Here is a 12,015-nt window from a genome sequence, read left to right as displayed (position 1 = left end):
GGATGGTGTAGTTGTAGTGCCGAGGACAAGCCGTTCGTCCTATAACCGACTCGACTCGCGTCCGCCATTTCGGGCAACGCGGGTCAAGGTGCAGAATTTAGAGGAAAGAACCGAGAAGGTTCGGTTCTCCCGAGGAGGCCGCTCATGACCGCTCGCACCCCTGATGCCGAGCCGCTGCTGACCCCGGCTGAGGTCGCCACGATGTTCCGCGTCGACCCCAAGACGGTCACGCGGTGGGCGAAGGCCGGCAAGCTCACGTCGATCCGCACGCTTGGCGGACATCGGCGCTACCGCGAGGCTGAGGTCCGCGCACTGCTCGCGGGCATTCCGCAGCAGCGCAGCGAGGCCTGACCAACTGAATAGCGGGCAAACCGACCGGTCCCCCAACTGGCCGAGTTGCCCCGACCCTAGCTCCGAGCGACGCGGGACCTGCCCCAACGGGACCCACGCCCAAGCCGACAGAACTTCTCAGGCAGCGACACAGGGTGCGTCGTAGATCGCGCTGGACTCCGCCGGGTCCAGCGCGATCTTTTTTGTGTGTCCATGAGGTCTGGCCGACCGTGACCGGGTGCTCTGTGAGCAGCCTTGTCGGAGTCTGGGGAGGCCTGTCGGATCTCCTGTGAACGCACCCTGGGAGAGGGGGGAAGGAGGTCCGGCGGGAGCTCGCGGGCATACCGAGGGAGGCGCCTCAGGGTGGTGCAATTGCACATATTAAATTGACTTGTTGTAGGTGGGGTGTAAGTACCGCCGTTTCAGGAACTTATACGGTGACTCCCGTCACATACCGCACGGCTTGTTTGTACCGACCCGGGTGCGCTAATGGAGCCGACCGCTCCACCGTCCCACAGGGGAACGGCTGTTGGGGCCGGCGCCCCTCTCACGCGCCGACGGGGTCCTCGTCCTCCGCGGCGTCCTCGGGGGCGTCGCCGGCGTGCGGGGCGGAATCCATGGCCAGCCGCAGGAGCCGATGGCAGACCGGGCAGTGACGGGTCAGGTGCCGGTACGACGAGGCGGCCGCCAGGTGGGCCCGCAACAGGGCTCGCGTCTCATGCCGCACCGAAGCCGCCATGCGCCACCTCCAGAGGGGGAGCCGAGGAGAAGCGAGCCCTGTCTTCTGGGTACCGACCGAATGTGACCCCGTCAAGAGCGCACCCTCTGTACCCGGCCAGGGGGGCAGGGGGCGCGCCGGTGCCGCCGGGATGTGCGGTCCTGACGGGTTGTGCGGTGTCAGGTCGGTGCCTTGGTCCTGAGGGGCGGCGGAGTCGTCGGGGGACGCGCGTGAGCCCGCATCCCCTGGGGGCGCGGGCCTCGGCTTGTTGCGGTCCTGACGGGATTTGCTGTGTCGGATTGCGGCTGTGCCGCGGGCGCGGCCTCCGTCCTGGCCGGGTGGCGGGGAGGGGTCGTTGCCGGCGCGCTCACCGCACGGTGTGGCCGGCGGCGGCCGGCGTACACGCCGCAGGCGTGAGGCCCGCTCCCTTTGCGGGGACGCGGGCCTCGGCTTGTTGCGGTCCTGAGGGGATTTGCTGTGTCGGATTGCGGCTGTGCCGCGGGCGCGGCCTCCGTCCTGGCCGGGTGGCGGGGAAGGGTCGTTGCCGGCGCGCTCACCGCACGGTGTGGCCAGCGCACACGCCGCAGGCGTGAGGCCCGCTCCCCTTGCGGGGATGCGGGCCTCGGCTTGTTGCGGTCCTGACGGGATTTGAACCCGCGGCCTCCACCTTGACAGGGTGGCGAGCACTCCAAACTGCTCCACAGGACCAGGTTTTGCGGCACTTTGTCTGCGCTGTGCTGCGAGAAGGACTGTACAGGAGGGTGAGGGTCCTGGTCGAACTCACGCAGCGTGCCCGGTCGGTTACGGGACGGCCGAGTCGATGGCCTTCACGATCCGCTTGTCGGAGACCGGGTACGCCGTGCCCAGCGCGTGCGCGAAGTAGCTGACCCGCAGCTCCTCCAGCATCCAGCGGATGTCCAGCACCTGCTGCGGCACCGGCCGCCCCTTGGGGAGCTGCTCCAGGAGCCAGGCGTACTCGTCCTGCATCTCGTGGACCTTCTCCATCCGGGTGGTGTCCCGCTGGACGTTGGTCGGCATCTGCTGCAGGCGCCGGTCGGCGGCCACCAGATAGCGCATGAGATCGCCGAGCCGCCGTATACCGGCCCAGGTCACGAAGCCCGGCTTCACCAGGGCGTCCAGCTGTTTGCGGACATCCGTCAGGTTCGCCAGCAGGGCGGGGCTCCGAACGCCCTTCAGACGGCGCTCACAGGCCTGCCAGGCGGCCAGCACCTGCTGCACCTGTCCGACCGTGCGGACCGTCGTGTCGACGATCTCCGCGCGCACCTTGTCGTACAGCTTCCGGTACGACTCCTCGTCCCACACCGGCCCCCCGAAGTCGCCGATCAGCTTGTCCGCCGCCGCCATCGCGCAGTCGTCGAACAGGGCCTGGATCGTGCCGTGCGGGTTCGCGGACAGCGCCAGCTTCTGGGCGTTCGTCAGCTTCTCGGACGCGAACTTCGCCGGGTTCACCGGGATGTTGCGGAGGATCAGCCTGCGCGTGCCCTTCCACATCGCCTCGGCCTGCTCCTCCTCGGTGTCGAAGAGCCGGACCGAGACCGTGTCCCCGTCGTCGACGAGCGCCGGGTACGCCTTCACCGGCTGGCCGGCCCGGCGTGTCTCGAAGACCCGCGTGAGCGCGCCGATCGTCCAGTCCGTCAGGCCCGTGCGCTCCAGCGACTCGCCGCCCTCGCGCTCCGCGGTTGCCGCGGCGGCCTGTGAGATGGCCTGGCGGGCCTTCGGCTTCAGCCGGAGCTTCAGCGCCTCCAGGTCCTTGTCCTCGGCCAGCTTCCGGCGCCGTTCGTCGACGATCCGGAAGGTGATCTTCAGATGGTCCGGGACCTTCGCCCAGTCGAAGTCCTCGGCCTCGAAGGGAACACCCACCATGCGCTTGAGCTCACGAGCCATGGTCACCGGCAGGGGCTCCTGCAACGGGACCGCGGTGTCGAGGAAGCGCTTCGCGAAGTTCGGCGCCGGCACGTAGTTGCGGCGGATGGGCTTGGGGAGGGTACGGATCAGCTCCGTGACCACCTCTTCCCGCAGGCCCGGGATCTGCCAGTCGAAACCCTCGTCCCTGACCTGGTTGAGGACCTGGAGCGGGACGTGGACGGTGACCCCGTCGGCGTCCGCGCCCGGCTCGAACTGGTACGTCACCCGGAACTTGAGCTGCCCCTGCCGCCAGGAGTCCGGGTAGTCGGCCTTGGTGACCGCCTCCGCCGACTCCCGGATCAGCATCTCGCGCTCGAAGTCGAGGAACTCCGGCTGCTCGTGCCGCTTGTGCTTCCACCAGGAGTCGAAGTGGGCGCCGGAAACGACGTGTTCGGGCACCCGCTGCTCGTAGAAGTCGAAGAGCGTGTCGTCGTCCACGACGATGTCCCGGCGCCGGGCCCGGTGCTCCAGCTCCTCGACCTCGCTCAGCAGCTTGCGGTTGTCGGCGAAGAACTTGTGGTGGGTCCGCCAGTCGCCCTCGACCAGCGCGTTGCGAATGAAAAGCTCGCGGCTGGTCTCCGGGTCGATCCGGCCGTAGTTGACCTTCCGGTCGGCGACGATCGGCACGCCGTACAGCGTGACCTTCTCGAGGGCCATCACGGCCGCCTGGTCCTTCTCCCAGTGCGGTTCGCTGTACGTCCGCTTCAGGAGGTGCTCGGCGAGGGGTTCCACCCACTCCGGCTCGATCTTCGCGTTGACCCGCGCCCACAGACGGGACGTCTCCACCAGCTCCGCCGACATCACGAACCGGGGAGTCTTCTTGAACAGCGCCGAGCCGGGGAAGATCGCGAACTTGGCGCTGCGGGCACCCAGGTACTCGTTCTTCGCGCCGTCCTTGACGTCCTTCATGCCGATGTGCGACAGCAGACCCGCGAGCAGGGAGACGTGCACGCGGTCGCCGGGGGCGTCCTCCTCGTTGAGGTGGATGCCCATCTGCTTGGCGACCGTGCGCAGCTGCGAGTAGATGTCCTGCCACTCCCGGATGCGCAGGAAGTTCAGGTACTCCTGCTTGCACATCCGCCTGAAGGAACTGGAGCCGCGCTCCTTCTGCTGCTCCCTGATGTACCGCCACAGGTTGAGGAAGGCGAGGAAGTCGCTGGTCTCGTCGCGGAAGCGGGCGTGCTGCTGGTCGGCCTGGGTCTGCTTGTCGGCCGGGCGCTCCCGCGGGTCCTGGATGGAGAGCGCGGCGGCGATGACCATGACCTCGCGGACGCAGCCGTTCTTGTCGGCCTCCAGGACCATGCGCGCCAGACGCGGGTCGACGGGCAGCTGGGCGAGCTTGCGGCCGCTGTCGGTGAGCCGCTTGCGGGCGTCCTTCTCGTCCGGGTTCAGCGCGCCCAGCTCCTGGAGCAGCTGCACACCGTCCCGGATGTTGCGGTGGTCCGGCGGGTCGATGAAGGGGAACTTCTCGATGTCGCCGAGGCCCGCCGCGGTCATCTGCAGGATGACGGAGGCGAGGTTGGTCCGCAGGATCTCGGCGTCGGTGAACTCCGGGCGGGCGAGGAAGTCCTCCTCGTCGTACAGCCGGATGCAGATGCCGTCGCTGGTCCGGCCGCAGCGGCCCTTGCGCTGGTTGGCGCTGGCCTGGCTGATCGGCTCGATGGGCAGCCGCTGCACCTTGGTGCGATGGCTGTAGCGGCTGATCCGGGCGAAGCCCGGGTCGATGACGTACTTGATGCCGGGCACGGTCAGCGAGGTCTCGGCGACGTTGGTCGCCAGAACGATCCTGCGACCGGTGTGCTGCTGGAAGACGCGATGCTGCTCGGCGTGCGAGAGGCGTGCGTACAGCGGGAGCACTTCCGTGAACCGGTAGTTCTTCTTCTCCAGCGCGTCCGCCGTGTCGCGGATCTCGCGCTCGCCGGAGAGGAAGACCAGGATGTCGCCCTTGCCCTCGCCCTGGAGCTCCTCGACGGCGTCGCAGATCGCGGTGATCTGGTCACGGTCGGCGTCCTCGGTGTCCTCTTCGAGGAGGGGCCGGTAGCGCACCTCCACCGGATAGGTCCGACCGCTGACCTCGACGATCGGGGCGTCCCCGAAGTGCCGGGAGAACCGTTCGGGGTCGATGGTCGCGGAGGTGATGACCACCTTCAGGTCCGGCCGCTTGGGCAGCAGCTGTGCCAGGTAGCCGAGCAGGAAGTCGATGTTGAGGGACCGCTCGTGGGCCTCGTCGATGATGATCGTGTCGTAGGCGCGCAGCTCGCGGTCGGTCTGGATCTCGGCGAGCAGGATGCCGTCCGTCATCAGCTTGACGAAGGTGGCGTCCGGGTTCACCTGGTCGGTGAAGCGGACCTTCCAGCCGACGGCCTCCCCCAGCGGCGTGCGCAGCTCCTCGGCGACCCGCTCGGCGACGGTACGGGCTGCGATCCGGCGGGGCTGGGTGTGCCCGATCATGCCCCGGACACCGCGCCCGAGTTCCAGACAGATCTTCGGGATCTGCGTGGTCTTGCCGGACCCGGTCTCACCGGCGACGATCACGACCTGGTGATCGCGTATCGCCTCGGCGATCTCGTCCTTCTTCTGGCTGACGGGCAGCTGCTCGGGGTACGAGACGGCGGGCACGACGGTGCGTCGGCCGGCCATCCGTTCCTCGGCCCTGGCCACTTCGGCCTCGATCTCCGCGAGGACGGCGGACCGGGCCTCCGGCTTACGGATCTTGCGTGCGCCTTCCAGCCTGCGCCCGAGCCGGTGCGCGTCGCGCAGCGAAAGCTCGGTCAGGCGGGGGGCGAGAGCGCCGAGGGCGGGGGCGGGATGCGTAGACATACGCGGTCCAGGATCTCACCTCGGCGAAATTCATGGCGAACGCTTTTCCCTCCGGCGGTTCGCCGGGGCTGTGGGGGCGCCCTACGGGGTTCGCTGGGCTGGAGGGGTGGCGGCGGCCGAAGGCGGCGGAGCGGTGGAGGTGGCGGGAGCCGAGGCCGCAGCCATGGACTTCGCCGTGTTGGACACCGCCTTGATGCCCAGGTAGGCGGTGGTCATGCTGCTCACGGCCGTGAAGGCCGCGCTGAGAACGCCGATGATCACCGACGTGTCGCCGCTCAGCCGCCAGACGCCGAACACCGCGACCGCGGCGATCGCGAGGTTGCTGACGACGACGGCCAGCAGGCCGTATCTCGCGCGGACCTTCTCCAGCTCTGATTCCTGGTCCCGGCTCATCTTTCCCCACCCTGACAACGTGTCGACGCGCCAGAACCTAGCGTCACGCCGGCCCCGCCGCCAAGGAGAGCGGGCCGGCCTGCCGGGAAGACGTCGTCATCGCCCAGCAGGTCCGCGCAGGCGTCCACCGGCACGGTGCCGGCGTTGTGGAGGTCGATCCCGCCGTCGGAGCCGACCCTGACCAGCGCCCGGCCGGCCGCGGTGTGCCCCTTGGTGAAGTTCCACCGCGTTGGCATGCAGCCGTCATGCACTCAACGTGATCTCGAAGGAACGCCGGAATCGGTCCGTGCGGCGAAAGAGAACAGCCCCTCCGGAATCCCGGAGGGGCTGTCTGCTGTGGCTGGGGCCGGGGTCGAACCGGCGACCTATCGCTTTTCAGGCGATCGCTCGTACCAACTGAGCTACCCAGCCACGAGGTTTCACGTGAAACCCCAGCGGTCCTGACGGGATTTGAACCCGCGGCCTCCACCTTGACAGGGTGGCGAGCACTCCAAACTGCTCCACAGGACCAAGCTTTGTGTGCAACAGTGTCGCACACGATCTTGCGTGCCCCCAACGGGATTCGAACCCGTGCTACCGCCTTGAAAGGGCGGCGTCCTAGGCCGCTAGACGATGAGGGCTATCGGCCCGCCTGGGCGCTTCTCAGCGCGTCGGGGACGTGAGAAGCATATGGGATGGCGAGGAGTATCGCCAAAACGGTTTACGACCCCGAGGGCGCCGGGGTGGCGGGCGTGCCTCCTGAGGGTGACGGGTTCTTCGTGCTCTTCGTGGGGGAGGGAGTGGCGCCGGGCTGGTTCTCCGCGGCCAGGTGCCGGCTGACTTCGGCCGTCGTCTCACCCAGACCGCCCAGCCTGATCTCGTCCCAGGCCTGGAGCCGACGGGTGTCGCGGTCGAAGTAGAGGACCGAGGCCTCGATGGGGTCCGGATACTTGCCCTCGACCGCGCGCAGACCGCTGCCGCCCGTGGAGCCCTCCACCCGCAGTCGGGTGCCGTGCGCCAGGATCTCGGTCTGCTCGTGGTGGAGATGGCCCGCCAGGACCAGGGGCACCTCACCGTCCGACATACGCGCGGCCGCCGGCTCATGGGCGATGGCCACATCCACCGGGGTGTCGGCCGCCCGCTGTTCCCGCAGGGCGGTGGCGAGGTGGTCCCCGGCCTGTTCCTCGGCGGCGTCCCCGCCCGGCACCGCCGAGCGGTCGGGCGTGTACTGGGGGTCGCCGATCCCGGCGAAGCGCATCCCCGCGATCGTCTCCGCGTGGCCGTCGTCCAGGACGTGCACGTTCTTCATGCGGGACAGGTAGCGCTGCGTGAGGTCCGAGTCATGGTTGCCCCGGACCCAGACGTAGGGAACGCCCAGGTCGGCGATCGGGTCCAGGAAGCCGTTCTCGGCCGCTGTGCCGTGATCCATGGTGTCGCCGGAGTCCACGATCACATTCACGTCGTACTGCTGCACCAGCGAAGCGATGATCTTCCAGCTCGCCGGGTTGAGATGGATGTCGGAGACGTGCAGGACGCGCAGGGTGGTCGGGTCCGGCGTGTACGCGGGGAGCGTGGAGGTGGCGTCGTACAGCTTCGTCACATTGGTCACCAGCCGCGCCAACTCCTTCTGGTAGACGTCGAATTCGGTGACGATGCTGCGTGCGTTGCCGACCAGGGCGGGGGCCGAGGAGAGCAGGCCGGAAAACCTCGGTTCCAGCACCGACTCGGGGTTCCAGGTGGCGTACGCGGACACGCCGGAGGCGGTGAGCAGGGTGAGGGCGAGGCCACCGGCGGCGAGGGCGCGGCGCGGGCGGCGGTAGACGGCGAGGCCGAGGGCGGTGGCGCCGCAGACGACGGCCACGCAGGAGCGTTCGGCCAGGTCCAGGGTGCCGTGCTCGACGTCCTGGGCGACCTCGTCCTGAAGACCGGAGAGGCGTTCGGGGTGGTCGACCAGCGCCTGGGAACGGACCGGGTCGAGCTGGTCGACGTTGACGTCCAGGCGGACCGGCGCGCTGTGGGTGTCCAGGTAGAGGGCGCCCAGCGGGGAGACGTTGATCTTCGTGCCGCCGTGCAGTGACGGGCGCAGGGTCATCGTCGTGTCCATCGGGCCGACCTGGGCCCGGACGTTCCCGACCACCAGCAGGCCGAGCCAGGCGCCGGCCAGCACGACGGCTGTCAGGCCGAGGACACGGATCCAGACGGGCGGTGCGTGGGCATCGGGGGCGAGTTCCAGGTCGGGGAGGCGGGTGCGGGCTCGGGCTCGGACGCGGGCCATTGGTGCCGTATGCCCAGGATTGCGGGCGCGTATGCGAGCGCGTGCGGACCCGGCCTGGCGGCGGGGCCCGTGGCCCGGACGCCGGGGCTGCCGGCCCGGGTGCCGAGGGCTCCTGGCCCGGGTGCCGTGGCTCCCGGGCCGGATGCCGGGGCGCTCGGGCCGGATGCCGGGGCGCTCGGGACTCTCGTACGGGCGTTCCGTACCGGACAATGGGCCTGTGCTGGAGATGACGCGCGAGGAGTTCGAGGAACTGGTCGCCGAGGCGCTCGACCGGATCCCGCCGGAGCTGACCCGGCTGATGGACAACGTGGCGGTGTTCGTCGAGGACGAGCCCGACGACCCGTCCGACCCCGAGCTGCTCGGGCTGTACGAAGGGACCCCGCTGACCGACCGCGGCGAGTGGTACGCGGGCGTGCTGCCGGACCGGATCACCGTCTACCGCGGACCGACCCTGCGGATGTGCGCGTCACGCGAGGAGGTCGTCGCGGAGACCGAGGTGACCGTGGTGCACGAGGTCGCCCATCACTTCGGCATCGACGACGCGCGGCTGCACGCACTGGGGTACGGGTGACGCCCCGGTTGCGTGTCCTCCTGCGGGCGACGGGAGTTGAGGAGGTTGACTCCTTTCTCCGCCCCCGGAGGTGGCCGCCGTGCGCCCCTTGTACGTACCCGTCCGTCTGGCCGTGACCGTGATGGCCGTCGCGGCCGCCGCGGGCTGTGTGAACGTCGGGGACGACGCGGGGAAGGTCAAGCCGTCGCACTCCGCCGGGCACCGGGACGGTGAGGGGGGCGACGGAGGCTCCGGGGTGTCCGGCGAGGGCGGTGCCGGGTACGGCGGCGAGGCGGCCGACGGGAAGCGGGGGCATGGAGGAAAGCCGAAGCCGGGGGAGTCCGGGTCGGCGTCCGCCAAGTCGGCCAAGGGCGCGAGCGCGGGGCCGACGGCCGTGGTGAAGCCGGGCGACAGCGCTCCGCCGGGAGCGCCGGCCGGGCCGACGGGGGCACCGGCGTCACCCACACCGCCTGCGGCCTCCCCCACGCCGCCGCCGGACTCGCCGACACCGCCACCGCCGGTCACGGACCCGCCGTCCGCCGAGCCGTCCTCGTCGGCGCACGAGGACACGGGGCCGCAGCTGGTCCAGCGGGAACCGGCCCCGATGGCGGGCGTCCCGGCCTAGCTGTGAGCTGGGCCTTTGAGGGTGGGTTTGCCTTGAGGGGTGTTGGGTGCGTATGGTGGTAGATCGTTTGATCCCATTTGCCCGGCGCCACCGCAGAGCGCGCCGTGTGGCGCGTACTCTCCCCTTGCCGTGGCGGACCGCATTGAGGCGGTCGTGAGCGAATCACGGAGTTGACGGGCGCGTGCCGAAGAGACTCCGGAAGGTTTCGCATTCGCATGTCCGTGTCCAGTACTGATCAGTTCGTCGTGTCCGAGAACAACGAGGACAACGAGCTGGTGACCCAGGTCTCCGAGGAGACCGCTGACACCACCGACACCACTGACACCCCTCAGGTCACCTTCGCCACCCTCGGTCTCCCCGAGGGTGTCGTGCGCAAGCTCGCGCAGAACGGTGTGACCACCCCCTTCCCGATCCAGGCCGCGACCATCCCGGACGCCCTGGCCGGCAAGGACATCCTCGGCCGTGGCCGTACCGGCTCCGGCAAGACCCTCTCCTTCGGTCTGCCCACCCTGGCCACGCTGGCCGGCGGCCGTACCGAGAAGAAGCGCCCCCGCGCCGTCATCCTCACCCCGACCCGTGAGCTGGCCATGCAGGTCGCGGACGCCCTCCAGCCGTACGGCGACGTCCTCGGCCTGAAGATGAAGGTCGTCTGTGGCGGTACGTCCATGGGCAACCAGATCTACGCCCTGGAGCGCGGCGTCGACATCCTCGTCGCCACCCCCGGCCGTCTCCGCGACATCATCAACCGCGGCGCCTGCTCCCTGGAGGACGTGCAGATCGCCGTCCTCGACGAGGCCGACCAGATGTCCGACCTGGGCTTCCTGCCCGAGGTCACCGAGTTGCTCGACCAGATCCCGGCCGGCGGCCAGCGCATGCTGTTCTCGGCCACGATGGAGAACGAGATCTCCACGCTGGTCAAGCGCTACCTGACCGACCCGGTCACGCACGAGGTCGACAGCGCCCAGGGCAACGTCACGACGATGTCCCACCACATCCTCATCGTGAAGCCGAAGGACAAGGCGCCGGTCACCGCCGCGATCGCCTCCCGCAAGGGCCGCACGATCATCTTCGTCCGCACCCAGCTGGGCGCCGACCGGATCGCCGAGCAGCTGCGCGACGCCGGTGTGAAGGCCGACGCGCTGCACGGCGGCATGACCCAGGGCGCCCGCACCCGGACGCTGGCCGACTTCAAGGACGGTTACGTCAACGCGCTCGTCGCCACCGACGTCGCCGCCCGCGGCATCCACGTCGACGGCATCGACCTGGTCCTGAACGTGGACCCGGCCGGCGACCACAAGGACTACCTGCACCGCGCGGGCCGTACCGCCCGCGCCGGCCGCACCGGAACCGTCGTCTCCCTCTCCCTCCCGCACCAGCGCCGGCAGATCTTCCGGCTGATGGAGGACGCGGGCGTCGACGCCGGCCGTCACATCATCAACTCCGGTACGGCCTTCGAGCCGGAGGTCGCCGAGATCACCGGCGCCCGTTCGATGACCGAGGTCCAGGCCGAGTCCGCGGGCAACGCGGCGCAGCAGGCCGAGCGCGAGGTCACCCAGCTCACCAAGGAGCTGGAGCGGGCCACCCGCCGTGCGGCCGAGCTGCGCGAGGAGGCCGACCGTCTGGTCGCCCGTGCCGCCCGCGAGCGCGGCGAGGACCCGGAGACGGCGGTGGCCGAGGCCGCTGCCGTGGCCGAGGCCGAGGCCGAGGTGGCGGAGCAGCCGGCCGTCGAGGCACCGGTCCGTCAGGAGTCCTCCTCGTACGAGCGTCCGCGTCAGCAGCGCGACGAGCGGGGCAACTACGAGCGCCGTGACCGCCGTGACGACCGTCCGTCGGGTGGTTTCCGCCGTGACGACCGTCGTGACGGTGACCGTGGCGGCCGTTCCTTCGAGCGTCGTGACGACCGTCCGTCGGGTGGTTTCCGCCGGGACGACCGTCGTGACGGCGGTGACCGTGGCGGCTTCCGCCGCGACGACCGTCCGTCGGGCGGCTTCCGCCGTGACGACCGTCGTGACGACCGCGGTGGCCGTCCCTTCGAGCGTCGTGACGACCGTCCGTCGGGTGGTTTCCGCCGGGACGACCGTCGTGACGACCGTCGTGACGGTGACCGTGGCGGCCGTTCCTTCGAGCGTCGTGACGACCGTCCGTCGGGTGGTTTCCGTCGGGACGACCGTCGTGACGGCGGTGACCGTGGCGGCTTCCGCCGCGACGACCGTCCCTCCGGCCACCGGGGCAGCGACCGTCCCTTCAACCGCGACCACCGCGACGACCGCCCGGGCTTCCGCAGCGGCGGGCACGACCGCCCCTACGGCCGTCGTGACGACCACCGCGGCACCGGCTCCTTCGGCCGCCGCGACGACAAGCCGCGCTGGAAGCGCAACGGCTGACATCCAGTGAGCTGG

At 69.9% G+C, this 12,015-nt stretch carries 8 protein-coding genes and 4 tRNA genes; 4 read left to right on the top strand and 8 right to left on the bottom strand.

The window, feature by feature from the left end; all coding sequences use genetic code 11:
* The first annotated feature begins 144 nt into the window (after positions 1 to 144).
* Positions 145 to 351, top strand: a complete 207-nt coding sequence (bldC, locus tag ACZ4O3_RS17795) for a developmental transcriptional regulator BldC (RefSeq protein WP_003949541.1) — start codon at positions 145 to 147, stop codon at positions 349 to 351.
* Between the two features lie 526 nt (positions 352 to 877).
* Here bldC and ACZ4O3_RS17790 read toward each other — a convergent pair.
* The 8 genes from ACZ4O3_RS17790 to ACZ4O3_RS17755 all read right to left on the bottom strand — a co-directional run bounded on the left by ACZ4O3_RS17790 (position 878) and on the right by ACZ4O3_RS17755 (position 8,441).
* Positions 878 to 1,069: a DUF6274 family protein gene (locus tag ACZ4O3_RS17790; RefSeq protein ID WP_362729472.1), complete on the bottom strand. Its 192-nt coding sequence runs from the start codon at positions 1,067 to 1,069 to the stop codon at positions 878 to 880.
* A 612-nt stretch (positions 1,070 to 1,681) separates the two neighbouring features.
* Positions 1,682 to 1,756, bottom strand: a tRNA-Asp gene (locus ACZ4O3_RS17785).
* Between the two features lie 93 nt (positions 1,757 to 1,849).
* Positions 1,850 to 5,794, bottom strand: coding sequence for an ATP-dependent RNA helicase HrpA (gene hrpA / locus ACZ4O3_RS17780; RefSeq protein WP_467722896.1), 3,945 nt, complete (start codon positions 5,792 to 5,794; stop codon positions 1,850 to 1,852).
* A gap of 81 nt (positions 5,795 to 5,875) precedes the next feature.
* Entirely contained in the window at positions 5,876 to 6,187 is a 312-nt protein-coding gene (locus ACZ4O3_RS17775; protein ID WP_362723094.1) for a hypothetical protein, read from the bottom strand.
* 337 nt (positions 6,188 to 6,524) lie between these two features.
* Positions 6,525 to 6,598: transfer RNA gene (locus ACZ4O3_RS17770), tRNA-Phe, on the bottom strand.
* A gap of 24 nt (positions 6,599 to 6,622) precedes the next feature.
* A tRNA-Asp gene (locus ACZ4O3_RS17765) sits at positions 6,623 to 6,697 on the bottom strand.
* A gap of 37 nt (positions 6,698 to 6,734) precedes the next feature.
* Positions 6,735 to 6,807: transfer RNA gene (locus tag ACZ4O3_RS17760), tRNA-Glu, on the bottom strand.
* An 80-nt stretch (positions 6,808 to 6,887) separates the two neighbouring features.
* The gene (locus tag ACZ4O3_RS17755) at positions 6,888 to 8,441 is read right to left on the bottom strand and encodes a metallophosphoesterase family protein (RefSeq protein ID WP_362723097.1); all 1,554 of its coding nucleotides are present in this window, start codon (positions 8,439 to 8,441) and stop codon (positions 6,888 to 6,890) included.
* Positions 8,442 to 8,658: 217 nt separating this feature from the next.
* On the opposite strand from ACZ4O3_RS17755, the gene ACZ4O3_RS17750 reads away from it, so the two are divergent.
* The 3 genes from ACZ4O3_RS17750 to ACZ4O3_RS17740 all read left to right on the top strand — a co-directional run bounded on the left by ACZ4O3_RS17750 (position 8,659) and on the right by ACZ4O3_RS17740 (position 12,000).
* Entirely contained in the window at positions 8,659 to 9,012 is a 354-nt protein-coding gene (locus ACZ4O3_RS17750) for a metallopeptidase family protein (protein ID WP_362723100.1), read from the top strand.
* A gap of 79 nt (positions 9,013 to 9,091) precedes the next feature.
* Positions 9,092 to 9,616, top strand: coding sequence for a hypothetical protein (locus tag ACZ4O3_RS17745; protein WP_467722895.1), 525 nt, complete (start codon positions 9,092 to 9,094; stop codon positions 9,614 to 9,616).
* Between the two features lie 215 nt (positions 9,617 to 9,831).
* Positions 9,832 to 12,000 (top strand): DEAD/DEAH box helicase, encoded by a 2,169-nt coding sequence (locus ACZ4O3_RS17740; RefSeq protein WP_467722893.1) that lies wholly within the window; start codon positions 9,832 to 9,834, stop codon positions 11,998 to 12,000.
* Positions 12,001 to 12,015 lie beyond the last annotated feature (15 nt).

It is taken from the genome of Streptomyces sp. NPDC026515, assembly GCF_055567595.1.
Note: the sequence above shows the minus strand (reverse complement) of the source record. Positions and strands in the feature narration are given on the sequence as shown.

Excerpts from the sequence above, each read along its gene's own strand:
- ACZ4O3_RS17755 (WP_362723097.1), bottom strand. The coding sequence starts at position 8,441 with ATGGCCCGCGTCCGAGCCCGAGCCCGCACCCGCCTCCCCGACCTGGAA.
- hrpA (WP_467722896.1), bottom strand. The coding sequence starts at position 5,794 with ATGTCTACGCATCCCGCCCCCGCCCTCGGCGCTCTCGCCCCCCGCCTG.
- bldC (WP_003949541.1), top strand. The coding sequence starts at position 145 with ATGACCGCTCGCACCCCTGATGCCGAGCCGCTGCTGACCCCGGCTGAG.
- ACZ4O3_RS17740 (WP_467722893.1), top strand. The coding sequence starts at position 9,832 with ATGTCCGTGTCCAGTACTGATCAGTTCGTCGTGTCCGAGAACAACGAG.
- ACZ4O3_RS17775 (WP_362723094.1), bottom strand. The coding sequence starts at position 6,187 with ATGAGCCGGGACCAGGAATCAGAGCTGGAGAAGGTCCGCGCGAGATAC.
- ACZ4O3_RS17790 (WP_362729472.1), bottom strand. The coding sequence starts at position 1,069 with ATGGCGGCTTCGGTGCGGCATGAGACGCGAGCCCTGTTGCGGGCCCAC.